A 24,227-nucleotide genomic window follows, 5' to 3' on the forward strand; every position below is an offset into this window, starting at 1 on the left:
CAGCAAGCGACGCACTCTGTACGGCCGCCCTCGACAAGGACGCGAAGGTCATGGTGACCGCCAAAGACGTGCTCATCGCGGGTACGGTCCTCACCGGCGTCGCGGCACTGGCCGGCAGGCTGCTCCCGCGACGCGAACCTCCGGCCGGCCGGCCCGTCTCCGAGAGATCCCCGGACGCGGCCGATGGCGACCACCGTTACGTGCGAACGATGACCGAGCTCAACCACACCTTCGCCCTGCTCGGCGTGGCCTCCACCCCCTTCATCAACTTCGCGCTGTTCGACTCCTACCATCCCCACCCGCTGCGCAGCTTCTTCTCGCTCTGGTGGCAGGGCCGTACGAGACGGCACGGGCGCGGCTGGATCGTCACTGGCCGGACGAGGTCACGGCGGGTTCGGCCTGCGCCGGCGGCGGGTCCTCCTCGGACGACGCCTCGGCCCGACCGCCGGCGACCAGACGCTCGGTCGGCAGGAAGCAGAAGATCAGGCAGAGCACATGCGGCCAGAACATGATGGTGATCATGGCGAACACGGACAGGTGGAAGAGGACGAAGGCGGCCACCAGCAGGTGCCGATACCGGGGCTTCACGAAAAGAATCACCGGCGAGGAGAATTCCATCGCCATGATGCCCCACTGCGCCCAGTGCAGCAGCTCGGCATGGTGGAGCAGCGGATCCGCGATGAACGTGCCACGTCGTAGCACCGCGCGGACGAGCGTGGCACTGTTCACCCACCCCCAGCCGCCGAACCGGACCTTGGCCCACGCGGCGAGGAAGTACGTGGCGACCACCGCGAGCTGTACGCAGCGCATGGCCCAGCCCGCGGACTCCGACGGCGTTCGATCGCGGAACGCCGCCCTGCCGACCGTGGGCAGGACGGCCAGGGCGACCAGGTAGGCGAAGCGGTCGTGATCGACCTTGCCGAACGAGAAGGCGATGACGATCCACTCGAAATAGAGCACCGCGATCGTCCCGCCGAGCAGACGTGGCAGCCGGCCGGTCGCCGCCACCGGCGACAGGATGAGCAGCGACCAGCGCACCACCTCGATCAGCGCGGCGGCCGGATGCGGCAGGTGCAGCAGCTTGCCGACGATCAGCGGCTGGTACAGCGACGCGGCACTGGCGTGTTCGCTGCTCACCGGGTGCAGTAGCAGCACGTCGAGCGGGACGAAGAGGTATGCCGCCGCGCGGAAGACCGCGATCCGCGCCTTCGGCACAGGGGCGAACCACCACGACGCGAACGCCACGCCGGGTTTCACGAGCGCGTCCACTGAGCGATCGTGAACTCCCGGGTTCCGACGTACAAGCGGTGCCGGAGCATGTAGTACTGCTGGATCAGCCTGACGCCCGTCCAGCGCGGCTCCCGGGGTTTCAGCCGGTCGTGTGCTTCGACCAGCCGTTCCAGCAGCCCGGGATCGACCTTGAACCGGGTCCCTTGCCCCTCCGCCTCGGCACGGGTGATGCCCACCTCGCCGGCGTCCAGCCTCACCCGCTTCCAGGTCCCGTCCGGCATGCGTGCGTCGAGAGCCATGACGTTGACATTGCCGTTCGGTGGCGTGCTCGTCGAGTACATCCGGAAGGGTCCGAAGGGGAACGCGTCATCGTCACCGAATGCCGTACCGGCCAGCAGCAGTGTCAGGCAGACCGCCGTCACCAGTATCCGGATCGCGCGTGCCCTGGGGCGCAGCCGCTGGATGCTCATCAGAGCCCATTTGATCATGTGGACGCCGATGAGGAACATGACGGGGCCGAACAACCCGGCCTCAAGAGGACAGGAGCCGCGTGGTCAGCAACCGGGATCGGTGATGACCTCCACCCAGAGCGCATCGGGATCATCGGCATCGATCGCCGGGTCGATCGCCGCCACCTCCGCCAGTACGACCCGCTCACACGCCTTGATCCGGGCGAAGTGGGCATGCTGCTCTTCCTCCGGCCGTGAGTGATGGGGCTCCTGGAGGTGAAGATCCCTGAAGATCGCGACCGCGGATCGCCACCGCCACGCCAGTTCGACGAGTTGCGCCATCGAGGAGTTGAGGAACATGACCGCCGGCTGGTACAGGTCCGCGTAGACCTCGCGCAGATCGGGATGGAGGTCGGCGGCCGTCACCGGGGCGTCTCGGATGCCCAGCACCCGCCCGTCGCCGGCGACCGCCCCCATCTTCGGGGTCAGATCGTGACTCCCCCACCACCCGAGGTGGTACAACCGCTGATCGGCGGCGATCAGGCGGCGCTCCTGCTCCGCTGCCACGTTCGGAACCAGGAGCGGCTCGGTCGCGTGCTGAAACTCCGGCTTCATGATCAGGTCCGTCGGCAGGCCCCATTCCGCGAGGGCGAGCCGGTCCTTTTCCGGTATCTCCCAGCGTTCCACCGCCGCGGCGGGAGGCCGTTTCCGCTGATCGGGTGCGACGATGCGCTCCAACGGCGCCACCATCACCGCCTGTAGACGTTCTTCAATCGACATTCGCGCCCAATCGCTGGTTCTCGGAGGAAGTTCCACACACGAATACCGCACTCTCGCGACCTGGCGGCGGATTGTCGTATCGCGCGGATTTTCCGGACGCCAGGCCATTAGATTGGGTCGCTCGTGGTGACACGCGAGAGGACCGCCGTGACCGACAGGGAGCGGGCGCTGCAGGGCGTCGATACGAACGTGCCCAGCGTGGCTCGCGTTTATGACTATCTGCTCGGCGGCAAGGACAACTTCGCCGTCGACCGGCAGGTGGCCGAGCTGATTCTGGAGATCTCCCCGGACGCGCCGGCAACGGGCCGCGCCAACCGGGAGTTCCTCGAGCGCGTCGTGCGCTACCTCGCCGGCGAGGCCGGCGTCCGGCAGTTCATCGACCTGGGGTCGGGCCTGCCCACGCAAGGCAACGTGCACCAGATCGCCCAGGGCGTCGATCCGGCGGCGCGCGTGGTGTACGTCGACAACGACCCGATCGTCCTTACGCATGGCCAGGCCCTGCTCGCCGAAGACGGGGCCACGACCATCGTGCAGGGCGACATCCGCGAACCGAAAGCGCTCCTCGACCACGCCGGGCTCCGGCAGTTCATCGATTTCAGCCGGCCGGTCGGCCTGCTGCTCTTCGCGATCCTGCATCATCTGAAAGACGAGGAGGATCCGCGCGGCATCGCCACCCGGCTCCTGGCCGGGCTCCCCGCCGGCAGCTACATCGCCATCTCCCACTTTCACAATCCCGGCCCCGCGCTGCCGGCGGTCGCCGAGCAGGTCACCGCGGGCGAGAAGCTGTTCAACGAGCGGCTCGGCACCGGGCGCTGGCGGACACGCGAGGAGATCCTCGCCTACTTCGGCGGCCTGGAGCCGATCGAACCCGGCCTGGTGCCGCTCCTGCAGTGGCGCCCGTCCCCGTCGGCGGCGCCGCATGTGCGGACCGCTGCCGAGCTCGCACCCCTCCACTACGCGTTCCTGGGTGGAGTCGCCCGCAAGCCCTGACCGGCGGGCATACCGGGGCCCGGCGCCGGCCGACCTCCCGGGGCCGGCATTCAGATCACCAGACGGTCCCCGGCAGACCGCCCTGGCGTGGCGCGGCTTCGTACCGCAGCGCGCGGCCGGTCACCGAAGTCGGCCGGCCAGCCAGTGGGCGACGGCGGTGAGCAGATCGTCGTCCACGGGGTCGCGGAGCAGCCGGCGGTAGGAGAGCACGGATGCCCGGCCGCCGGTGCGACGCAGGACGTGGGTCAGGCCGGGAATCCGCTGGGTCTCGGCCCCACCCGGCACCAGGCGCGCGATCACGTCCAGGTCGCCCGGGTCGACTTGGACGTCCTTGTCGCCGGTGATCGCCAGGACGGGAACCGCGATGCGGGCCAGGTCCGGCCGGGGGTCATAGGCCAGTTGCTCGCGCCACCACCGGGCGTTGACCCGTATGGCGCCGAAGCGGGCGCTGTCGGTGGTGGTGGCGGCCAGCCGGGTCAGCTGCCGGTTGCCGACGCGGCGCAGGAAGGGCAGGAGGGGGCGGATCGGACGTGGCAGCGTGTCGGCGAGCCGGGCGCCCTGCCAGCGTACGGCCTGGTCACCGGGGCGGGCGTAACCGGCGAGCAGGACCGCGGCGGCCGGCTGGGCGTGGGCGGCCAGCCACATCGCGTGCACCGCGCCTTCGCTGTGACCAAGCACGCCGACGGCACGCGGGTGGATCTCCGGATGGTCGCGCAGGGCACGCAGAGCGGCCGCGGCGTCGGCCCGGTTGTCCAGGAAGCCGACGGCGTGCCAGTCGCCCGGGGTGGCACCGACGCCGCGGCGGTCGTAGCGGAGCGAGGCGATGCCGTGCCGGGCCAGGGCGGTGGCCAGCGGGCGGCCGAGGTCCATGCGTACGTGCCTGGCGTTGGACTCGCGGTCGATCTTTCCGGAGCCGGGCAGGCAGAGCACGGCCGGGTGCGGGCCGGGGCCGGCGGGCAAAGTGAGCGTGCTCGCGAGGGCGAGGCCGTCGGCGGCCGGGACTGCCAGCTGGATCTCTCGCGCCAGGCCTGTTGCCGCCGTCGTGCCGGGGTTCGTCATGTCCACCTCTATTGTTATCAGTTTTGATATTAATACCATAAGGGGTAATGATGGGTCCATGGCCACTCTCGACCTGCTGCTGCACCCCGTCCGGCTGCGCATCCTGCGGACGCTCCTGGACGGTCGCCCGGCCACGACCGCGCAGCTGCGCGAGCGGCTGCCCGACATCCCACCCGCGACCATGTACCGGCACGTCGCGGCGCTCGCGGCCGCAGGCGTGCTCGACGTACTCGGCGAGAAGCGGATACGCGGCACGGTCGAGCGCACCTACCGGGTCTGCTGGGACCGCGCCGAGATCGACCCGGCCGACCGGGCCACCATGACCACCGACGATCACCGCAGGACGTTCACCGCGTTCATCGGCGGGCTACTGGCCGACTTCGATCAGTACCTCGCCTGCGAACCGGCCGACCCCACTGCCGACGGCGTGACCTACCAGCAGGTCGCGCTGTGGCTGACCGACACCGAGATGGCCGAACTACTGGTCGAGATACGCGCGGCCGTCACCGCCCGGATGGGCCGCGATCCCGGCCCGAACACCACCCGCCGCATGATCAGCCTGGTGGCCATGCCCGCGGAGTGACTCCGTTCGGGCAGGTCAGAGCAGGATTGTGAGCATCCCCTGGCCCCAGCCCGCGACCAGACGGCAGGACCAGGTACCCCTTTAGGTAGTTCTCCGGATTCGCGGTGGCGGCTCCGCGTGCAAAGTGATGAGTGGAAGGACTCCTCGCACAACGGAAGAGGGGGCGAGAGTCCGATGTGCAAGCATCAGCCACCATGCCCGGCGGCCGAGGCTGCTGATCATGGCGCGTCTCGTATGATCGCCTACCACCCAGAACAGGGGTGGGGGCTGCTGTGCAACGGTGTGATCATCTTCGACGACACCGGCGAGTTGCTCCCCAACGGGTGCAGCATCCCCATCCACAAGGCCATGTTCGAGCCGGCGGCCGCATAAGGCACGGTTCGGCGCTCGGTACGGGGCCGCCCCGACGGCCACACCGCACTCCGCACCGAGCGTTCATAACGGAGGGCTTCGCCTCACGGCCCCCAACCACGAGGCACACACCCTGACCCCCAGGGCCCTTCCGTACTCCCCCGCCCAACCCGGCGCCGGGGCCGGGGCATTGATCCCGGTCCCGACGCCGGGTTGCGACGAGCAGAACAGACGGGGGCGCGCGGCCACCTCGGGCTGGTCGATCGGGGTACGGGCCGTGCGCGCTCCGGCAGCGACCTCTCGTCATCGGGGCGCCGGCGGGCGCGAAACTCCCCGGCCCACCGCGGCTGAAGGCGGCAGATGACCTCTCACCAGGGACGTTACCCTTGGACCGGAGGCTCATGAAGACGACGATGGACGAGCGCGATCGCGAAATCGGACGGCTGCCGGAGGATCTGACCACCTTCGTGGGGCGTCGGCAGGCGGCTGCCGAAGCGCGGCGCTTGCTGACGGAGTCGCGGCTGGTGACGCTGACGGGTGTGGGGGGCGTCGGCAAGACCCGCCTGGCCCTCCACGTGGCGCGGCAGGTCCGGCGTTCGTTCCGTAACGGCGTCTGGCTGGTCGAACTGGCCGACCTGGAGGACCCGTCGCTGGTGCCCGCGGCGGTGGCCGCGACGATTCGGCTGCCGGACGCGTCCGGCCGTACGCCGACTGCCGTACTCGTCGACTACCTGGCCGACAAACAGTTCCTGCTCGTGCTCGACAACTGCGAGCATCTGCTCCCGTCCTGCGCGCGCATGGCACGGGAGATCCTTGCGGCGGCCCCCGGTCTGCGAATCCTCGCGACCAGCCGTGAGCCGCTGACGGTTCGCGGCGGGCAGACACTCTCGGTCGCGCCGCTGACGGTGCCGAACGACAAGGCCGCCGTCGCGACAGGCGCCAGGGAGGAGTACGCGTCCCTGCGGCTCTTCCAGGATCGCGCCTCGGCGGTCGCGCCGGGCTTCGTCGTGAACAGCGCGAACGCGTCGATCGTCTCGGCCGTGTGCCGGAGGCTCGACGGGCTGCCGCTCGCGATCGAACTCGCGGCCGCGTGGATGCGCGTGCTCTCACCGGAGCAGTTGCTGGCACGGCTGGAGGACCGGTTCCGCCTGTTGCGCCGCACCGAGTACGGCAGGCCGGAGCGGCACCATACTCTGCGCGCCACGGTGGAGTGGAGCTTCGGGCTGTGCTCTGAAGCCGAACGCCTGCTGTGGTCGCGGCTCTCGGTGTTCGCCGGGGAGTTCGACCTGGAGGCGGCCGAGGCGGTCGGCGCCGGCGGCGAACTGGATGTGATCAATGGGCTGGGCAGCCTGGTGGACCGGTCGATCCTGGTCCGTTCCGAGGACGGCCCGCGGGCGCGGTACCGCATGCTGGAGATCATCCGGCAGTTCGGATCCGAGCGGCTGGCCGCCACCGGTGAGGCCCCGCGCGTACGGCGCGCGCACCGTGACCACTATCTCCGTGAGGCCGTACGGGCGGAGGCGGACTGGTCAGGGCCTCGTCAGGGTGAGTGGGGCCGGCGGCTGGCGGCCGAACGGGGCAATCTGTGGGCGGCGCTGGACTACAGCCTCGGCCAGGCCTCCGAAGTCCGCACCGGGCTGCGAATGGCCGGGACCCTGTGGCCGTACTGGGTCGGCTGCGGGCTCGTCCGCGACGGCGCGCACTGGCTGGGGCGGGCGCTCGCGCTGGACACCGAGCCCAGCCGGGAGCGCGTACGCGCGCTGTGGGTCAACGGCTGGATCGCCTCCCTTCGCGGAGAGGCCGCCGCCAGCCTCGCGATGCTGCGCGAGGCCCGTGACCAGGCGACCACGCTCGGCGAGGAGATCGAGCTGACGTATGCGCTGCAGTTCCTCGCCACGGCGGAGATGTTCGCGGGGAATCTCGCCCTGGCGGTCCCGATGCTGGACGAGGCGCTGGCCCGGCATCGGACCTCCCCGCGGTGGACGGTACCGGCGCTGGCGGTCTTCAGTCTGCGAGCCCGCCCGGCCGTGCTGATGGGCGACAACGACACCGCGTTCGCGCTGCTCACCGAGTGCCTGTCGATCTGCGAGGCCCTGGACGAACGCTGGATACGGTCGTGGGCGGAGTGGAACCTCGGCGGCGCGTACTGGATGACCGGCGAGATGGACGCGTCGGCGGCCCACCTACGGGCGTCTCTGCGTCTCAGGCAGGATGTCGGCGACCGGCTCGGCATCCCTTGCTGTGTCGAGATGCTGGGCTGGGTGGCGCATGCCACCGGCCGGTCCCGCCGGGCCGCCGTGCTGCTCGGCGCGGCCGACGCGGGCTGGGAGCTGATCGGCCGGCCGCTGTTCAGCTTCGAGAGCCTCCTGGCTCCGCACGAGCGCTGCCGTGCCGAGTGCCGTGAAGTGCTCGGCGACGCGGAGTATCGGGCAGCGCGTGAGGAGGGCGTCCGGATGTCTCAGCGCGAGTTGGTCGCCTACGCGCTGGGTGAGGAGCCGCCAAGGCCGGAGCCTGGCGTGCTGTCGACCGAGATCGCCGCCCAGGCGTTGACGAAGCGCGAACGCGAGGTCGCCGCGATGGTCGCGCGGGGCATGACCGACCGGGAGATCGCTGCCGGCCTGGTGATCGCCCAGCGCACCGCCGAGGGCCACGTCGCACACATTCTGACCAAGCTCGGTTTCACCTCGCGTACCCAGATCGCGGCCTGGATGGCCCGCCGCCCGAGGCGGTGAGGTTCTCGCCCATGCGACCGCGAACATCCAGGTCACTGCATTTCGTCGGCAGCATCCCCGCGGACGGCGCCGAAGAGGCGATGCGGTCCATGCTCAGCTGGGGCGGCCCGTACGTGCGGTCCGTCACCGACGGCGAGGTCGGTGACCAGGGCCGCTGGATCGCCGACCTGGTGAACGGCTTCGCCGAGCACCCGGACCTCACGCTCGTGAGCAAGGGCGAATGGTCAAACTACCGGGACATCCCCCGCTTCCGGGTTCGCCGCGGGCACCGGCTGGACGCCGGCCACCTGGACTTCCGGCGCGATACGGACGCGCTCGCGGCGCTCCCCGTGTTCCGCGCGCTGCGTGCCGAGTCGCGAAGGGATGACCTGTCCTTCCAGGTCGGCATCCCCGGCGACCTGGACCTGGCCCTGTTCACCTTCGGCCCGCTCGGAGCGCTCCGGCACCGCGCGGTCTTCCGCCAGGTGCTCGCCCGCGAGATACGACACGTCCACGCCGAAGCCGGCGACGACGTCATCTTCCAGATCGAGATGCCCGCCGAGCTGATCGTCATGTGCCGAACCCCCAGGCCGCTGTGCGGCATCATGGCCGTCCTGCTGGCACGCGGCGTGACGAAACTGATCCGGCAAACCCTCACCGGCACCCGCTTCGGCCTGCACCTGTGCCTCGGCGACCTCAACCACGAAAGCCTCGGAAAACCGCGAACCACACGCCCCCTCGTACAGATCGCCAACGCACTGGCCCGCCAGTGGCCCCCCGGCCGGCCGCTGGAATACCTGCACGCTCCCCTCACCGGCGGTGCCGACCCCGTCCCTGCCGAACCCGCCTACTACACCCCCCTCCGCGACCTCCACCTCCACCCGCGAACCCGCTTCATCGCCGGCCTCGTGCAGGAGACCAGCACCACAGCCCGGCTACGACACGCCCTCGAACTCACCGAGACCGCCTACGGCGAACCCGTCGACATCGCCGCCGGCTGCGGCCTTGCCAGGCGCACGCCCGAAGCCGCGGCGGCCAACGCCGAACTGTCCCGGATGCTCTGCGAAGACGCTCCGTGAGCACCCCGGCAGGCCGGTTTCGTAGCCGTACGGGCGCCGTACCGCGGCGCGCCTCAGCCCTGGCCGGCGTGCATGCCTTTCCAGAGCAGGTCGGTGAGGTTCTCCGTCTGGTTCTGCCAGTCTTCGCTGGGGCTGAGTTGCAGCAGGCCGCTCAGCGCGCGCAAGACGGTCCGAGGTTCCACGCCGGCGCGGACCGATCCGGCGCGGACATTGGCCTCGATCAGTGTGGAGACCGCGCCGACCATGGACTCGTACGCCTTGGCGAAGAGTTCCTCCTGGGAGGTCGTGGCGGTGCGGAGGGCGTCGGCCAGGCCTCGCTTGGTCATCATGTAGCGCGCCAGGTGGACGGTCCACAGGCGGAAGGCCTGTTCGGGGGTGTTCGCCTCGAGCAAGGTCGGCACGACGTCGACGATGTGCTCGACCTCGCGCCGGTAGACGGCCAGGATCAGCCCCTCCGGCGTGGAGAAGTGCCGGTACACGGTGCCGACACCCACCTCGGCCCGTTTCGCGATGGCGTTGAAGGAGAGCTCGCCCGACGTGGTCAGCGACTCCAGCGCCGCCGCGAGAATGCGCTCGTGATTGTGCCGTGTGTCGGCGCGCCGGGGATTGACCGCTCCCGTCGTCATCGCCGTCCCTCCCCTGACACGTCCGGCATTCGTCCGGCGAATGTACTGCACCCTGCGGGCTCGGCCCGGTCGGCGGGGACGCGGTGTGAGCCCGTCGTTGCCAAGCGGATAAGAATCCGATAGCGTCGACAGCATATACCGGATAGATATCCGGTTCAGCTCGGTGACGAGCCCCTGACGTGGACGCCGCCGCATCTCAGCCGGTGATCACACTCACCGTCAGAGCGGCGGACCAACATCCAAGGGCGGTTCGCGGGAAAGAGATTTGGTGGATATCTCCCTCGAGATCAATGGCAGTACCGAACAGCTGAGTATCGATCCCGGCGTGACACTACTGGACGCCTTGCGCGAGCGCCTCGGGATCATCGGCCCGAAGAAGGGCTGCGATCGCGGTCAGTGCGGCGCCTGTACCGTGCACGTCGACGGCAGACCCGTGCTCTCGTGTCTCACCTTGGCCGCGACGGTGAGGGCGCCGGTGACGACGGTGGACGGACTCGCCTCGGAAGACGGGTTGCACCCCGTCCAGCAGGCGTTCGTCGACCAGGACGCCCTGCAGTGCGGGTTCTGCACGTCCGGCCAGATCATGTCGGCGGTCGCGGCGGTCGAGCAGGACGTCGAGGACGTCCGGGAGTTCATGTCCGGCAACATCTGCCGCTGCTCGGCGTACCCGAACATCGTGGCCGCCATCGACCAGGCGAGGCGGGCCGATGCGACCGTTTGAGCTGACCGCGCCCGCGACCGTACAGGACGCCCTCGCCTCTCCTGGGACCTTCCTCGCCGGCGGCACCACGCTCGTCGACCTGATGAAGCTCAACGTCATGACACCGCGGCACGTCATGGACATCAACGCGTTGCCGTTGCGGGGCATCGACACCAGTGACGGCCTGCGGATCGGGGCGCTGGAGCGGATGAGCGACGTCGCCCGGCATCCCGGGGTGTACCCGGCCATCTCCCGCGCGCTGCTGCTGAGCGCCTCCCAGCAGCTGCGCAACATGGCCAGCATCGGAGGCAACCTGCTTCAGCGCACCCGTTGCGGCTACTTCCGCGACGTCAACACGCCCTGCAACAAACGCGAGCCTGGCAGCGGCTGTTCGGCCCTCACCGGGTCCAACCGGACGCATGCCCTGCTCGGCACGAGCGACGCGTGCGTGGCGACGCACGCCAGTGACCTGGCCGTCGCCCTCGTCGCCCTGGACGCGGAGGTCCGGCTGGCCGACTCCTCCGGCTCCCGTACGGTCCGGCTCGCCGACTTCTACCGCCTGCCGGGCGACACGCCGGAGGTGGAGAACGACCTGCGGCCCGGGGAACTGATCACCGAGATCGTGGTTCCGCGGCTGGACTGGGCCGCGCGCTCCACCTACGTGAAGGTACGCGACCGGCAGTCGTACGAGTTCGCGCTCTGCTCCGCGGCGGTCGCCCTGGACATCCGGGACTCGCGCGTCGTCGACGCACGGGTGGCCGTCGGCGGCGTGGCGACCATGCCGTGGCGGCTGGCCGCGGTCGAGGCGGCCCTGCGCGGCGCGCCCGCGACGGAGGCGGCCTTCGAGGACGCGGCGTCCGTCGCCACCGAGGGAGCCAGGCCGCTGTCCGGTAACGACTTCAAGATGTCACTGCTGAAGCGAACCGTCGTACGCGCACTGATCGAGGGGAGTCGCTGATGACCAGTCGGCTGGACGGCCCGCTGAAAGTCACCGGCCAGGCCAAGTACGGGGCGGACAACAACTTCCCCGGCATGGCGTACGGCTACGTGCTGGTCAGCACGATCGCCCACGGCGAGATCCAGGGCATCGACGTGACGGCGGTCAGGAGCGCGCCGGGGGTGATCGACGTGTACTCGCCGTTCGACCCGCCGGTCCTGCGAACGCCGAACACCCAGTTCGGTGAGACGTGGGTCCCCCTGCAGGACAAGGAGATCACGTACTACGGCCAGCCCATCGGCCTCGTCGTGGCGGAGACGTACGAGCAGGCCCGCGACGCGGCGATGACCGTCGAGGTCACCTACCACGAACGCCCGGCCCTGACCTCGCTGGAGGACGGCCTCGCGACCGCCGAGGACGCACCGCCCGGATTCGACGGATCACCCCAGACCTTCGACATCCTCGCGCCCGGCGTCTCCTCGATCGAGGAAGCCCTGCGGGCCAGCCCGGTGATGGTCGAGGCCACGTACTCCACCGCGACCCAGAACCACGCCGCGATGGAGCCGCACTCGGCCGTCGCGGTGTGGGACTCGGGCGGCCTGACGGTCTACAGCGGAAACCAGGGGGCCCACCTCCAGGCGGCGGAGCTGGCCCAGGCGCTGGACACCGATCCGTCCTCGGTGCGGTCGGTCAACCCGTTCGTGGGCGGGGCGTTCGGCGGCAAGGCCCGTACGTCCGCCGCCGCGTTCCTGGCAGCGGCGGCGGCGCGGACGCTCGACCGGCCGGTCAAGGTCGTACTCAGCCGGGAACAGGTCTTCACGGCCACCGCGGGCCGCGCCGCGACCGTTCAGAAGGTGGCTCTCGGCGCGGCCGCGGACGGCTCGCTGGTCGCGATCCGCCACGACGCGTGGTCCAGTACGCCGATGGACCGGTCGTTCGTCGAACCGGCCGCGCACAGCACCAGGGAGTACTACGCCACCCAGAACCTGGCCATCAGCCAGAAGATGGTGCCGCTGCACCTCCCGCCGGTCACGTTCATGCGAGCACCGGGCGAGGCCACCGGATCGTTCGCGCTGGAGAGCGCGATGGACGAGCTGGCGGTCGCGCTGAACATGGACCCGATCGAGCTGCGCATGAAGAACGACTCGACCGCTCCGGTGGGCAAGGATCTGTCCTGGTCGGGCAAGCATCTCGACGAGTGCTTTCGCATCGGCGCGGAGCGGTTCGGCTGGGCGGACCGCACACCCCATGGTCGCGCGGACGGCGACTGGCTCGTCGGCCTCGGTACGGCCAGCGCGATGTTCCCCGCTCTGCGCTTCCCGGCCTCGGTAAGGATCACCCTGCGGGACGACGACACGGCCGAGGTCGCGACCAGCGGCGCGGATCCGGGCACCGGCCTGCTGACCGTGCTCTCCCTGGTGGGGGCCGAGTCGCTGGACATCCCGCAGGACCGGATCACACCGCGGCTGGGCGACTCCGCCTTGCCGCCGGGCGGGATGTCCGGCGGTTCGACCGGCACCGCCAGCGCGGGCTCGGCGATCATGCTCGCCGCCTCGCAGGTGATCGACGATCTGGTGGCCCTGGCGTCGTCCCCGGGCGCGCCGTTCGAGGGCAGGGATGTCGCGTACGCCGACGGCCGCGTACAGGCGGACGGCCAGACGATGACCTTCGGCGAGCTCCTCCGCGCGGTGAACCGCCCGTCGGTCGACGCGATCGGCTCGTCGGCCCCCGGCGAGGAGATGACGAAGCACTCGTTCAGCTCCTTCGGCGCCCAGTTCTGCGAGGTCCGGGTGCACAGGTTGACGCGCGAGGCCCGCGTCTCCCGCATGCTCAGCGTCTTCGACGCCGGCCGGATCATCAACGCCAAGACGGCTCGCAGCCAGATCATCGGCGGCATGATCTGGGGTGTGTCCGCCGCGCTGCACGAGGGCCTGGAGGTCGAGGAGAACGGCCGGTTCGCCAACGCCGACCTCGCGGGCTACCTGCTCCCGGTCAACGCGGACATCTCCGACGTCGACGTTCACTTCGTGGAGCACCCGGACACCCTGCACAACTCCGTCGGAGCCAGAGGCGTCGGCGAGATCGGCATGGTGGGCATGGCGGCGGCGGTCGCCAACGCCATCTACAACGCCACCGGCACCCGGGTCCGGCACATCCCCATCATGATCGAGGATCTCCTGGACTAGCGGGCAGGCCGCCCGGGCTCAGCTCGGCCGTCGCGCCAGGGTGCAGGACCAGCGGCCGTCGTGCCAGCCGCAGGTCTGCTCGTAGCCGGAGCGGAACGATCCGAGCCAGGAGATGTCGTCCTCGTAGCGCGTGGGCGGCGGTGCCGGCGCGAAGTTCGCCGCGTCGTCGGTGCTGCCGCTCCCGCCGTAGCGTGCGACGGTCGGATAGGGGTAGACCGGCCGGGTCCGAACGACGGTGTCGTCCTGGCGCTTCGTGGCGACGAGCCGGTCGGGTGCGACGCCGTTCTCGACCCAGGCGAGCGTGGGGGTGAGCGCGTCGATCGCGTCCGGTCCCTGACCGTCACCGCAGTGGGAGACGCCCGGCAGCATGAACAGGCGGGCGAACCGCTGTGTGGCGTCCGTCCCGCCCATGCGCTCGGTGAGGGCGTGGTAGTAGGCGATCGTCCCGTACGGCGAGATCGCCGGGTCGGCCCAGCCGTGCCAGAGGAGGAGCTTCCCGCCCGCGGCGCGGAAGGCCGTCAGGTCGGGGTCGGTCGCGTCGTAGATACCGGCCCGCCGGTAGATCTCGCGGAAGGTCGCCGAGTCGTAGCGCAGGTCGTGCAGCGTGGCCGACGGCCGGGCGGACGGGTAGGCGAGGTACTTCAGCGCGTTCGTCGCGTTGCCCTCGGTCGCGGACGGGGCGCCGGCCGCGGTCGGGGTGACCCAGCGTTCCCAGTTCGCCTCCGAGCCCACGGGCTCACCCCCCGGGTACATCAGCCGGCCCTTCTCGTCGCGTGGCCCGGCGTACAGCTTGCGTACGGCACCGATCTGCGCGTCGGTGAGGCAGTTCGCGCTGTCGGTTCCCGCCGCGCAGCGCAGGCTCTTCGGATCGAACGCGCAGGCACGCGGGTCGTCGATCTGGCCGTCGGCCAGGCCGTCCTTCGCGTCGCACTCGCGCAGGACGGCGGCGTGCAGCGCGGGAAGCTTGGCGGCGGTCAGGATGGGCCGGCCCCGCGCGTCGGTGTTGGCCGTGGCGTGCCAGCCCGCGGACCACACGATGAGCGACGTGAGCGACGACGCCGGGGCGCCGGCGACGATGCCGTCGAAGTCATGCGGGTAGCGCTGCGCCTCGGTCAGCCCCTCGTGGCCGCCCTGGGAGCAGCCGTCGAAGTAGGAGTAACGCGGGCCCTGTCCGTAGTAGAGCGCGATGAGCCGCTTGGCGACGAGCGCGACGACGTGGTCGGACCGGTAGCCGAAGTCGACCCGGAGCTGCGGGTCGGCGCCGAACGTGGCGTCGAAGCCGGAGACGCCGACGTGCCCCTCGTTGTCGGTGGCCAGGACGAAGTCGCCGCGGTTCAGCGGCACGCACCCGTCCGTCGCGTCGGCGTAGAAGTCGATGTTCCCGCAGAACGACGCGCACCCGATCTGCAGATACCGCTGCCGCCAGGTCTTGGTGGGGAGGAACACGTCGAACTGGATCTGCGGCGCCACGGTTCCCTTGACCTCGCAGGCCGCCGAGCCGTCCGGCGAGGTCGTCGCGGCCGCGGACCCGATGACCGCCGGAGCGCCGGGCGTACCCGACAGGTCCTGCCCGGCGAGGGCCGCGCAGTCGGTCCTCGGCAGCACCACGGGAGGGCCGGCGGACGAACCGCGCGCCTCGGCGGACGCCCCGGCCACGGCCGTACGGGGCGCGGCCTGACCGCCGCCGGCCATCACGAGCACGGCGAGGACGGCGAGCACGACCGGTAGCGCCCGGACTCCAGCGATGCGGCCGGTGCGTCCCGGCGTCCGGCCCCGTACACGATCACGCATGCGTGTCCTCCCCGTTTCGCGACGTACGCGTGAACGCGGGATCCCGGCGACGCCTGCGACCTCACGACACGAGCACCCGGAAGCTAAATGCGCCGCGAGTACGTGTCAATACCGAACCGGGTGCCGGAGACTCGGCCACTGTGCGATCGAGATGGAGGCCGGTCAGTAGACCTCCATCTCATAGAGCGAGTAGCCCCACTGGCCGGACAGCTGCTGGCCCTGCATTCGGACATAGCGAGCCGACCCGCTGACCGGGATCTTCTCGTTGCCGCCGGACGAGTTCGTCCGGGTGTACAGATCGTGCCAGCTGGCACCGTCGGTGGAGGCCTGGAGCTTGTACGCCTTGGCGAACGAGGCCTCCCAGTGAAGGTCGACCTCGGACAGGTCGTACGTGTTGCCGAGGTCCACCTGGATCCAGTTGTTCGGGTCCTGGTCGGCGCTCCAGCGGGTGCCCAGGTCACCGTCGAACGCCTTCGAGGCGACCTGGTCGCCGTTGGACGACGACGAGGCGGCCGCCGTCCTGCCGAGGGCCAGGTTGGACCGGGGCGCGCTGAACGTCAGGTTGACGGTGACCGCCTTGCCCTTGGTCAGCGGCAGCACGCGGGCGATGTTGCCCAGTGGCGAGTTCTGGATCGTGACGTCACCGCTGGTGATCGACGAGATGCCGGCGCGCTGGATGAGCGTCAGGTTCTGGTCGATGCTCGAGGTGAGCGTCACCTTGGCGGTGTGCGCGTCCAGGTCCCAGGTGAGGTTGTCGATGGTGAACCGGCTCTTGCCGAGCAGGCCGGAGACGGCACCCTTCTTGAGCCCGGGGGGAAGTGCGGGCAGCAGTTCGAGGGTGCCCGGCTTGGTGGCGGCCAGCATCTCCATCATCACCGTGGGCACGCCGTTGGCCACGTCGGTGGCGAACACGTTGTGGTTGTTGTAGTGCGACGTGCCCATGCCGGTGTAGTAGTAGTCCTCCTTGGCGAAGCGCAGCAGCTTCGCGTTCACCGAACCGGCGTCGCCCAGATCGGCCGCGATCAGCGCGCCGTGCAGCAGACCGTGGCCGGCGTTCTCGTAGTTGCCGGTGTCCTTCTTCTGCAGGAAGACCTTGGCCGCGTTGTACTGCGCGAGGTTGGTCTCCGGCGTGATCTCCCGGTACGGCCAGACCGGCATCAGGCCACTGCTGTGCCGGTGCTGGTAGTTGTTCTTGTTTGCCAGGCCGGGCCAGGCCCACTCGGCGAGGGCACCGTCGTTGTTGATGATGTACGGCGGCAGGTGATCCAGCCGGTCCTGCCAAACCGGGATCTTGTCCGCGTCGCGGCCGAGCGTCTTGCTCGTCTGAATCAACGTCGACAGGGCGAACCGCGCACCGGAGATGTCGTACACCGAGTTGACGGCCAGTGGCACCCCGCCGGGCGGCGTGTTCTCCGGTGAGATCGAGCCGGCGAAGATGTAGTTGCCGTTGGCGTCCTTCTTCTTGAGGAAGTCCTCGTAGAAGTCGCCCATGTCGCGGATCAGCGGGTAGTACTTGTTCGCCAGGAACGTCGTGTCGCCGGAGATCTCGTAGTACTCCCAGAACGGGTACAGCAACCATGACTCCCCACCGGTGACGTACTGGTAGGGGTAGTCGAAGTTGATGTTCGAGATCAGGCCTTCCTCATTGGGCGTGTTGCCACCGGTGAGCATGCCCCGCGTGCCGAGGAGTTTGCCGGCGTTGGTGCGGAAGTCTTTTTGCCACTGTTGGTTCAGGTAGAAGTAGCCGGCCATCGCCTCCGGCATGTTGCCGATGTTCCCACTGGAGATCTGCAGGTTGAGGTTGGCGTCCAGGTGGTAGTAGCCGTCCCATCCGACGTTGCTGTCGCCGGTCCAGTTGCCCAGCAGATCGGGTGCCGACGTCTCGTCACTCGAGGCCAGCAGGTGGTACCGGCCGGCGTAGAACATCCGCTCGTACAGCGCCGGGACCGGCACCGAGGACGCCTTCTGCTCGGCGAAGAGCTGCTCGGTGGACTTGGCGCGGTCGGTGGCGCTCGCGCCGAAGTCGATGGACACCCGGCCGAAGATCTCGCGGTGCTCAGCGGTGTGCCGGCTGAGCAGTGTCGCGTAGTCCGACGTGATGCCCGACAGCTTGGACTGCAGCGGCTGCTTGTTCCACTCGGTCTCGGCGGTGACCCCGCCGTTGTACGTGCCGTTGTAGCGCTGGGTCAGCGACAGCAGCGTCACATAGCTCGCGTTGGACACCGCGACGTTGGTGCCGTCCATGGTCTTGGTGCCGTCGGTGACGATCCGCGTGACGCCCTCGTAGCCGGCGTTGTAGCTGCCGTTCGGGTACTTGGCCCGCAGGTCGAGGAAGTTGACGTTCGACGTGTTCGTGTACGTGATGCCTTTGCTGGTGAGGTTCATGCCCGGGTCGATGGACAGCCCGAGCGTGACGTTCAGCTTCTGTCCCGACGGCGCGGGCATGTACTGCACGGCGACGCCGTCGGTTCGGGAGACGAATGAGTCGCGCTTCCAGGTGCCCTTGTTGTCGGCCCAGTTCACCGACACCACGCCGCTTGCATAGTCGGTGGAGCGGGAGTAGTTGGTGACCGTACCGGCGTCCGGCATCGTCATGGTCATCTTGAAGCCGGGGTGCTTGCTGCCTTCGCCGCCGCCCTGGTAGCCCTGCACGTCGGCGGCGAGCTGGTTGGCCTGCTGGTACTGCCCGGCGACCAGCTCGTTCTGGATCGTCTGCAGGTTGGCCGCGCTTACCGTGTTGAACGTTCGGTGCGGGTGGGCCTCGGTCCGGGCCATGAAGAACCGCTTGTCGTTGAAGACGACCGTTTCGTTGCGAGGGTTGCCGAAGACGATGATGCCCTGCTTGCCGTTGCCGGCCAGCAGGCCGTTGGCCCAGTCGGCGTAGGACTGCGGATAAGTGGTGGAGATGGCGGTGGTGGGTGAGCCGGCGGCCGCGGCGGCGGCGTGATCCGCCGCCGCGCCCGCGGGCTGGATCATCCAGGTCAGCAGGAGGACGGCGGCGACGCCGGCCAGCCTTCGAGGGAACATGAGCGCTCCTAAGCGGTACCGGCGCTGATCGGGGTGCCGTACACCTCGAACTCATAAAGCGAATAACCCCACTGCGTCGCCGGCGTCACGCCCTGCATGCGGACGTAGCGCGCCGCCCGGCCGACCGAGAGCGACTCGACGGCCCCCTTGCCCGCCGTGACCGACGTGACGTCCGTCCAGCTGGCCGCGTTGTCCGAGACCTGGAGCTTGTACGCCGAGGCGAACGCCGCTTCCCAGGACAGGCTCACCGAGGAGACGTTGTAGCGTGCGCCCAGGTCGACGTAGATCCACGCGTTCGGGTCGTTGCTGTGGTCGCTCGACCAGCGGGTGGCCGAGTTGCCGTCGATCGCGTTGCTCGCCAGGTACGTCCCGTCCTGATAGGACGCGACCGCCTTGGCCGAGGAGTTGAGCGACAGGTTCACCGGCACGTCCGCGGGGGGCGCGGGCGGGACCGGCACGGTCTGGCCGGCCGGCGGCCACAGGTTGAACGTGTTGGTGCCGTTCTTCGCGGCGGCGAACGGCCCGGCCATCATGTGCGAGGTGTTGATCGCGCCACCGAAGAAGTCGGTCGTCACGTCGGCGGCGATGCTCTGGTTCGCCTTCGGCATGACGCCCACACGAGCCTGGGTCACCGGGGTGAGCCCGGAGATCCCGGTGGCGCCCAGGTCGAAGGTCAGCGACATCGTGGTGCCGGTCGCCGTGGTGCGGACGTTGGAGACGACGTTGGTGAAGTCGCCCTCCTTCACCTGCGTGTGGTCGGTCGTACTGTCCGGCAGGGTCGAGCCCTGGACCAGGTTGTTGTACCAGAAGAACTTCTCCGGCGCGGTGAGCGCGGTCGTCTCGTTCATCGTGCCGGGCTGGAAGTAGTACGCGTCCCGGCCGGTGCCGTCGGTGTGGATCTGTCCGTCGTCGATGAACAGGTTGTTCGCGTACACGATGCCGGTGGCGTCCAGCGTACGGATGTCGCCGTCGCCGATGAAGACGTTGTTGTCCACCAGGATCGGCCCGAACACGGCCTCCGCGTAGTAGCCCCAGGGCGTGTTCAGCACGATGTTGCCGGTGACCCGGACGTTCTGGTTGCCCCAGTCGGTCCAGATGCCCGCCGAGTTGGTGCCCTTCGAGTTCTTGAGGTAGTTGCCCTTGATCAGGCCCTCGTTCATGTAGTGCACCTTGATCGGGGCCGTCTCCGCGCCGCTGAACTCGTTGCGGTAGTTGGTGTCCTCGATCCTGTTGTACATAATCTCTGAGTTCCACGAGAACACCCCGGCGATGCCGGACTGGCCGGCCTTGCCGATGTAGTTGTCGCGCACGATGTGCGAGCCGTACTTGGCGGTGTCGTGGAAGTTCGTCCGGGTGGTGCCGGGGCGGTTGCCGGCCCACTCGTCGCAGCCGAGCCCGATGTCGACGGCGATCGTACGGGCGTTGAGGATGATGTTGTTCTCGATGATCCAGCGCAGGCCGCCGTTCACGGAGACCGCGCCGGCCTGGCGCCGCGACGGGCTGCTGGGAAAGTCGGAGTACGTGCCGGCCGCCTGGTTCATCGTGAAGCCGCGCACGGTGATGTATCCGAGGCCCCACGCGTCCGGCGCGAAGATCTGGCGGCGCACGTTGATCTCGGCGAGCTTGGCGTTGGGGTCGGCGCCGTTGAAGTTCGCCCAGATCGTGGTGCTGCTCCCGGACACCTGGGAGAACCAGGTGTTCGGCCCCGCCTGCACGTCGGTCAGCGACGACTTCTCGTAGTACGCCTGCTCGCTCAGGTAGACGTCGCCCGCGGTGTACCCGGGAAAGAACCCGCCCTCGCCGCCCTGCGGCTGGCCGGTGGCATAGGGGTTGTAGTCACCGAAGAAGGTGCCCGGCAGCGTGACGCTCCAGACGTTGCCGCTGGATCGGACCCAGGTGTTGATCTCTTCGGAGCCCTTGATGGTCACTTCGCCGTCACCGGCGTTGGTGTAGGTGATGCGGGTGGACTCGCTCGTGCCGCCGCGCGCGGGCTTGACCGTCTCGCGGTAGAGCCCGGAGTGCACGACCACGGTGTCACCGGGCTCCGCGACCTGGGCCGCCTTGTTGATGGTCAGGTAGGGCGCGGACTGGGTGCCGGCATTGGCGTCGTTGCCGTTCTTCGCCACATGGATGGTGCGTGTGGCGAGGGCCGAACCGAGCGCCGGCACGCCGGCGAGGACGAGGAGCGGGATGATCGCCAACGTGATCAGTCTGAGGGCGGGCTTCATGGTGGCGAGACCTCCAGGAGGCAGCCGACCGGACAGCGCCGATCCGTCCAGGTCAAGCCTGAGCCGTGGATTCGCTGAGTTAAATTATTAATCTATGCTGGACTGTGTGGCCGTCAATGTAAGCTCCTCGCTCCCGGGCGTCAACCCTGGCGGGCCTGGGCCGGCGTGCCCCTGCGCACCGCCGGTCGTTCTACGACCGGGCGGGTACTTGCGGGCCATGACCAGGTGCGACGGAGCCCTGCAGCACCAGGGCGGCGCCGCCGATCGCGGCCGAGTCGCGCGGGTTGCTGGACAGGTCGACCTGGATGCCGTGCACGTCCCGGCCGAATGCGCACTCGGCCAGGCGACGGCGAATCTCGGTGACGTAGATCGAGCCCGCGATGGCGAACCCGGGCCCGGCCAGCACCAGCGTGTCCAGGTCCCACAGGTTGGCCAGCACCATCGCGCCCTCGGCGAGCAGCTCGGCCGACTCGTCGACCAGCGCGCGAGCCTGCTCGTCGCCGTACAGCGCCGCGCGGGCGAGCACGTCGAACGCCCGCGCGTCGGGGTCGTCGGCGCGGATCCGCAGCCGCTCGATCATTTTCTCGTCGGCGCGGGCCCGGCCGACCAGCACACCCGACGCCGCGTACCGCTCCAGGCAGCCCCGGTTGCCGCAGGCGCACGGCGCGCCGTCGCGCACCACCGCGATGTGCCCGATCTTCCCCGCGTTCGAGCTGGCGCCGCGATGCAGCGCACCGTCGAGCACCACGCCGGAGCCGATGCCGGAGTTCATGTACAGGCAGCCGAATGTGCGGTCGCGGGAGACCTGCCGGCCCCAGAACTCCCCGACCGTGGCCGCCGCCGCGTCGCCGTCCACCAGCACCGGCACCCCGAGCTCTGCGGTCAGCGCGGCGGCGAGGTCGAGCTCGGCCGACCCGGTGAGGCCGGGAAGCGTCAGGAACCGGCCGCGCGCGACGTCGACCGGTCCGGGACCCACCACCGCCATACCGGCCACGCTCCGCGGCGGCAGCCCGAGGCCGCCGGTCACGTCGCGGTACAGCGCGGCGAGCCGTTCGACCACGTCGCCGGGCTTACCGCCGGTCGGTGCCGCGACGAGCTGGCGGCCCACGGTGCCGCCCCGGGTGTCGGTGACCACGCAGGTCAGCGTGTCCGCACCGACATGGATCCCCACTCCGTACGCGGCCCGAGAGTTGATCACCAGCATGGTGCGCGGCTTGCCCCGGGTGGCGATGGTGTCGCCGGTCTCGCGGACGACGCCGTCCTCGATCAGCCGGCGGACGATGTTGGAGATGGTCGGCTGGGTCAGCCGGGTGGCCTTGACCAGCTCGACCCGGCTGATCGGCCCGGACGAGCGGATCAGGTCCACGATGAGCGCGCGGCTGCCGGGTCCCGCGGCCGCGGACTCGTGTCGCGCCACGCCCAACCGCCTCTCATCTCGCCGTACGCCGTCGCACCATCACGTTACGGGGACGCATGACTACGGTATGGGGACGAAGGCTAGCCGACGAGGAGGACGTCATGCCGACACGGACCGGCCCGGCACAGCGCCACCGGAACGGCACGCCGGTCGGCCTCGCCCTGGTCCGCGACGCCGAGGTGCTCGGCGCCGAGCCGTTCTTCCACGAGTTCATCGCGGGCATGGAGCGCGTGCTGGCGCCGCTGGACGTGCCGGTGCTGCTGCAGGTGGTGGCCACGGTGGCGAAGGCGGGTGAGCGGATGCGCACCTGGGCGCGGCACGGTCAGGTGCAGGGGCTGATCCTCATCGACCTGCTGCCCGGGGACGAGCGGGTGGCCCTGGTGCGGGAGCTCGGACTGCCGGCCGTGGTGATCGGCGATCCGGTGACCGCGGGCGGGCTGCCGGCGGTGTGGACGCAGGACGAGGTGGCCATGCGCGACGTGGTGACAGCCCTGGTCGCCGCGGGGCACACGCACCTCGGGCACGTCTGCGGCCCGGCCCAGATGGCTCACACGATCATCCGCCGGCGCAGGTTCGAGGCGGTCGCGGCCGAGCACGGGGCCCGCACGACGACGTTCGACGGCGACTACTCCCAGGCGGCCGGTGTCCGCGCGGTGGGCGACCTCGCCGCGCTGGAGACCGAGCACGACCGGCCCACCGCGCTCGTGTTCGACAACGACGTGATGGCGCTCGGCGCGCTGATCGAGGCCGGCCGTCTCGGCCTGGCCGTCCCGGCCGACCTGTCGCTCGTGGCCTGGGACGACTCCGCACTGTGCCAGTTGGCCGAGCCGCCGCTGAGTGCGGTCAGCCACGACGTGCAGGAACTCGGCGAACTCGTCGGCCAGGTTCTGGCCGGCCAGCTCGGCGGCACGGAGTACCCGCCCGGGGAAAGCGTTGTCACCGCCGCCCCGGCACGATTGATCGCGCGCGGGTCGAGTATCTAGTAGATCGAATAGCCCATCTCGGCAGCCCCAAATCGATCACAGCGGCACCTCAGACGCCTGGTCTGTATTTCTCAAAAGGCGCGCAAGTTCGATCATCGCGCCTGGATGGCCTTGCTGCGCCGCTTCACGCAACCAAGATTCCGCTTCCGTGGACTCTTCCTGCTCGAAGAGAAGACGACCCAAGCTGTACGAGGCATCAGCATCACCGCCGCTGGCCGCTTGCAAATACCAGGACTTCGCTTCGTTGTCACGACCTGACCTCTGAAGCAAACCACCAAGATTATATGCGGCTATGATATTTCCTTCTGAAGCCGCCCGTCGCCACCAATTTTCAGCTTCTTCGGTACGGCCTGACTCATCGAGAATTATTGCCAGATCATTCATTGCCGATGTGTCACCGACATCGGCAGCGCGACGAAACCACGTCTCGGCCTCGCCCACGTTTCCCATCCATTTGAGGTCGCTGGCCAGAGCCAGCATGGCTTGCAGATGACCCAACTCCGCCGCTTTCCGATACCATTCGTCGGATTCTTCCCATTGGTCCTTATCGCCTAGCCAGCGGCCGAGCTCATACATCGCTTCAAGATGCCCTGCTCGAGCAGCTGACTCGTACCACCGGCCAGCCTCGGCGTCTCGCTCAAAAACAATTTCGAGCAGAAGCCCGAGGTGGAGCATGGCCGAGAGATTTCCCGCGCCAGCAGCTTTCAGATACCAGGCCTCAGCCTCAGAATGCCCTCCTTCGTCGTCAAGGAGTAAACCCAGCTCGAACATCGCCGCGGCGGCGCCATCTTCCATGAGCACCTGAGATATCTTGCTCGTTTCCTCGCGCCGGCCCTGCTCTCTGAGTTTCTCTACCGCTCGCAATATTTCGTCGTCATCCACGTGCTCGTAAGTTTCGTCCATTCTCCGTGATCCGACCGTGTGCCGCGCGAATACTAAGTTACGCGGTCTGAGTTGAGGTTAAGCGGCGTGACGATATCCGCTGCTCACTCCCGTGACGACGGGTTTTCGGCGGACGGCTCACGGGTTGGCCGCGTCCCGGACGGGCTGCGTCTCGAGGTCCGTGGCGAGATTCCGGGCCTGCCGCACCGCCGTCAGAA

Annotated in this window: 19 protein-coding genes; 9 read left to right on the forward strand and 10 right to left on the reverse strand. The window is 69.2% G+C overall.

Going from position 1 to position 24,227, the window contains the following annotated elements; all coding sequences use genetic code 11:
• Nucleotides 1-366: 366 nt before the first annotated feature.
• The 3 genes from FB559_RS38130 to FB559_RS38140 form a co-directional block, all read right to left on the reverse strand.
• The gene (locus tag FB559_RS38130) at nt 367-1,269 is read right to left on the reverse strand and encodes an MFS transporter permease (RefSeq protein ID WP_141962476.1); all 903 of its coding nucleotides are present in this window, start codon (nt 1,267-1,269) and stop codon (nt 367-369) included.
• The gene (locus FB559_RS38135; protein WP_141962477.1) at nt 1,254-1,718 is read right to left on the reverse strand and encodes a hypothetical protein; all 465 of its coding nucleotides are present in this window, start codon (nt 1,716-1,718) and stop codon (nt 1,254-1,256) included. Before FB559_RS38135 ends, FB559_RS38130 begins: the two co-directional genes overlap by 16 nt.
• A gap of 66 nt (nt 1,719-1,784) precedes the next feature.
• Complete coding sequence (locus FB559_RS38140) at nt 1,785-2,567, reverse strand: SUKH-4 family immunity protein (RefSeq protein WP_141962478.1); 783 nt, start codon at nt 2,565-2,567, stop codon at nt 1,785-1,787.
• 39 nt (nt 2,568-2,606) lie between these two features.
• Here FB559_RS38140 and FB559_RS38145 point away from each other — a divergent pair, with 39 nt between their 5' ends.
• Nucleotides 2,607-3,449, forward strand: a complete 843-nt coding sequence (locus tag FB559_RS38145) for an SAM-dependent methyltransferase (RefSeq protein ID WP_141962479.1) — start codon at nt 2,607-2,609, stop codon at nt 3,447-3,449.
• Between the two features lie 120 nt (nt 3,450-3,569).
• On the opposite strand, the gene FB559_RS38150 is transcribed toward FB559_RS38145, so the two are convergent.
• On the reverse strand, nt 3,570-4,508 hold the full coding sequence (locus tag FB559_RS38150) for an alpha/beta hydrolase family protein (RefSeq protein WP_141962480.1): 939 nt from the start codon (nt 4,506-4,508) through the stop codon (nt 3,570-3,572).
• Nucleotides 4,509-4,566: 58 nt separating this feature from the next.
• Here FB559_RS38150 and FB559_RS38155 point away from each other — a divergent pair, with 58 nt between their 5' ends.
• The 4 genes from FB559_RS38155 (at nt 4,567) to FB559_RS38170 (ending at nt 9,232) form a co-directional block, all read left to right on the forward strand.
• Nucleotides 4,567-5,091, forward strand: coding sequence for a helix-turn-helix domain-containing protein (locus FB559_RS38155; protein ID WP_141962481.1), 525 nt, complete (start codon nt 4,567-4,569; stop codon nt 5,089-5,091).
• A 174-nt stretch (nt 5,092-5,265) separates the two neighbouring features.
• Entirely contained in the window at nt 5,266-5,463 is a 198-nt protein-coding gene (locus tag FB559_RS38160) for a DUF5999 family protein (protein WP_141962482.1), read from the forward strand.
• A 380-nt stretch (nt 5,464-5,843) separates the two neighbouring features.
• Nucleotides 5,844-8,174, forward strand: a complete 2,331-nt coding sequence (locus tag FB559_RS38165; RefSeq protein ID WP_221640636.1) for an ATP-binding protein — start codon at nt 5,844-5,846, stop codon at nt 8,172-8,174.
• A gap of 11 nt (nt 8,175-8,185) precedes the next feature.
• The gene (locus FB559_RS38170) at nt 8,186-9,232 is read left to right on the forward strand and encodes a hypothetical protein (protein ID WP_141962483.1); all 1,047 of its coding nucleotides are present in this window, start codon (nt 8,186-8,188) and stop codon (nt 9,230-9,232) included.
• Between the two features lie 53 nt (nt 9,233-9,285).
• On the opposite strand, the gene FB559_RS38175 is transcribed toward FB559_RS38170, so the two are convergent.
• Nucleotides 9,286-9,858 (reverse strand): TetR/AcrR family transcriptional regulator, encoded by a 573-nt coding sequence (locus FB559_RS38175; RefSeq protein WP_141962484.1) that lies wholly within the window; start codon nt 9,856-9,858, stop codon nt 9,286-9,288.
• Nucleotides 9,859-10,123: 265 nt separating this feature from the next.
• Here FB559_RS38175 and FB559_RS38180 point away from each other — a divergent pair, with 265 nt between their 5' ends.
• Genes FB559_RS38180 through FB559_RS38190 form a run of 3 tightly spaced genes read left to right on the forward strand, consistent with a single transcriptional unit; the run spans nt 10,124 to nt 13,681 of the window.
• Nucleotides 10,124-10,579: a (2Fe-2S)-binding protein gene (locus FB559_RS38180; RefSeq protein WP_221640637.1), complete on the forward strand. Its 456-nt coding sequence runs from the start codon at nt 10,124-10,126 to the stop codon at nt 10,577-10,579.
• Nucleotides 10,566-11,516, forward strand: coding sequence for an FAD binding domain-containing protein (locus FB559_RS38185; protein WP_141962486.1), 951 nt, complete (start codon nt 10,566-10,568; stop codon nt 11,514-11,516). Before FB559_RS38180 ends, FB559_RS38185 begins: the two co-directional genes overlap by 14 nt.
• The gene (locus FB559_RS38190) at nt 11,516-13,681 is read left to right on the forward strand and encodes a xanthine dehydrogenase family protein molybdopterin-binding subunit (RefSeq protein WP_141962487.1); all 2,166 of its coding nucleotides are present in this window, start codon (nt 11,516-11,518) and stop codon (nt 13,679-13,681) included. The genes FB559_RS38185 and FB559_RS38190 overlap by 1 nt, the downstream gene beginning before the upstream one ends.
• Nucleotides 13,682-13,699: 18 nt before the next feature.
• On the opposite strand, the gene FB559_RS38195 is transcribed toward FB559_RS38190, so the two are convergent.
• The 4 genes from FB559_RS38195 to FB559_RS38210 form a co-directional block, all read right to left on the reverse strand.
• The gene (locus tag FB559_RS38195) at nt 13,700-15,472 is read right to left on the reverse strand and encodes a tannase/feruloyl esterase family alpha/beta hydrolase (protein WP_141962488.1); all 1,773 of its coding nucleotides are present in this window, start codon (nt 15,470-15,472) and stop codon (nt 13,700-13,702) included.
• Between the two features lie 162 nt (nt 15,473-15,634).
• Nucleotides 15,635-18,499, reverse strand: coding sequence for a glycosyl hydrolase family 95 catalytic domain-containing protein (locus FB559_RS38200; RefSeq protein ID WP_141962489.1), 2,865 nt, complete (start codon nt 18,497-18,499; stop codon nt 15,635-15,637).
• A gap of 8 nt (nt 18,500-18,507) precedes the next feature.
• Nucleotides 18,508-20,700, reverse strand: a complete 2,193-nt coding sequence (locus FB559_RS38205) for a discoidin domain-containing protein (RefSeq protein WP_221640638.1) — start codon at nt 20,698-20,700, stop codon at nt 18,508-18,510.
• A 217-nt stretch (nt 20,701-20,917) separates the two neighbouring features.
• The gene (locus FB559_RS38210; protein ID WP_221640639.1) at nt 20,918-22,144 is read right to left on the reverse strand and encodes an ROK family transcriptional regulator; all 1,227 of its coding nucleotides are present in this window, start codon (nt 22,142-22,144) and stop codon (nt 20,918-20,920) included.
• Nucleotides 22,145-22,245: 101 nt separating this feature from the next.
• On the opposite strand from FB559_RS38210, the gene FB559_RS38215 reads away from it, so the two are divergent.
• The gene (locus tag FB559_RS38215; RefSeq protein WP_141962491.1) at nt 22,246-23,127 is read left to right on the forward strand and encodes a LacI family DNA-binding transcriptional regulator; all 882 of its coding nucleotides are present in this window, start codon (nt 22,246-22,248) and stop codon (nt 23,125-23,127) included.
• A gap of 36 nt (nt 23,128-23,163) precedes the next feature.
• Here FB559_RS38215 and FB559_RS38220 read toward each other — a convergent pair whose 3' ends face one another.
• Nucleotides 23,164-24,030, reverse strand: coding sequence for a tetratricopeptide repeat protein (locus FB559_RS38220; protein ID WP_141962492.1), 867 nt, complete (start codon nt 24,028-24,030; stop codon nt 23,164-23,166).
• Nucleotides 24,031-24,227: the final 197 nt, after the last annotated feature.

This window comes from Actinoallomurus bryophytorum, assembly GCF_006716425.1.
In the GTDB taxonomy this organism is placed as follows: Bacteria; Actinomycetota; Actinomycetes; order Streptosporangiales; family Streptosporangiaceae; genus Actinoallomurus; species Actinoallomurus bryophytorum.

Coding starts and splice junctions, on each gene's coding strand:
- FB559_RS38165 (WP_221640636.1), top strand. CDS start 5,844: ATGAAGACGACGATGGACGAGCGCGATCGCGAAATCGGACGGCTGCCG.
- FB559_RS38190 (WP_141962487.1), top strand. CDS start 11,516: ATGACCAGTCGGCTGGACGGCCCGCTGAAAGTCACCGGCCAGGCCAAG.
- FB559_RS38170 (WP_141962483.1), top strand. CDS start 8,186: ATGCGACCGCGAACATCCAGGTCACTGCATTTCGTCGGCAGCATCCCC.
- FB559_RS38220 (WP_141962492.1), bottom strand. CDS start 24,030: ATGGACGAAACTTACGAGCACGTGGATGACGACGAAATATTGCGAGCG.
- FB559_RS38195 (WP_141962488.1), bottom strand. CDS start 15,472: ATGCGTGATCGTGTACGGGGCCGGACGCCGGGACGCACCGGCCGCATC.
- FB559_RS38160 (WP_141962482.1), top strand. CDS start 5,266: ATGTGCAAGCATCAGCCACCATGCCCGGCGGCCGAGGCTGCTGATCAT.
- FB559_RS38135 (WP_141962477.1), bottom strand. CDS start 1,718: ATGATCAAATGGGCTCTGATGAGCATCCAGCGGCTGCGCCCCAGGGCA.
- FB559_RS38150 (WP_141962480.1), bottom strand. CDS start 4,508: ATGACGAACCCCGGCACGACGGCGGCAACAGGCCTGGCGCGAGAGATC.
- FB559_RS38175 (WP_141962484.1), bottom strand. CDS start 9,858: ATGACGACGGGAGCGGTCAATCCCCGGCGCGCCGACACACGGCACAAT.
- FB559_RS38140 (WP_141962478.1), bottom strand. CDS start 2,567: ATGGCCTGGCGTCCGGAAAATCCGCGCGATACGACAATCCGCCGCCAG.
- FB559_RS38215 (WP_141962491.1), top strand. CDS start 22,246: ATGCCGACACGGACCGGCCCGGCACAGCGCCACCGGAACGGCACGCCG.
- FB559_RS38200 (WP_141962489.1), bottom strand. CDS start 18,499: ATGTTCCCTCGAAGGCTGGCCGGCGTCGCCGCCGTCCTCCTGCTGACC.
- FB559_RS38155 (WP_141962481.1), top strand. CDS start 4,567: ATGGCCACTCTCGACCTGCTGCTGCACCCCGTCCGGCTGCGCATCCTG.
- FB559_RS38185 (WP_141962486.1), top strand. CDS start 10,566: ATGCGACCGTTTGAGCTGACCGCGCCCGCGACCGTACAGGACGCCCTC.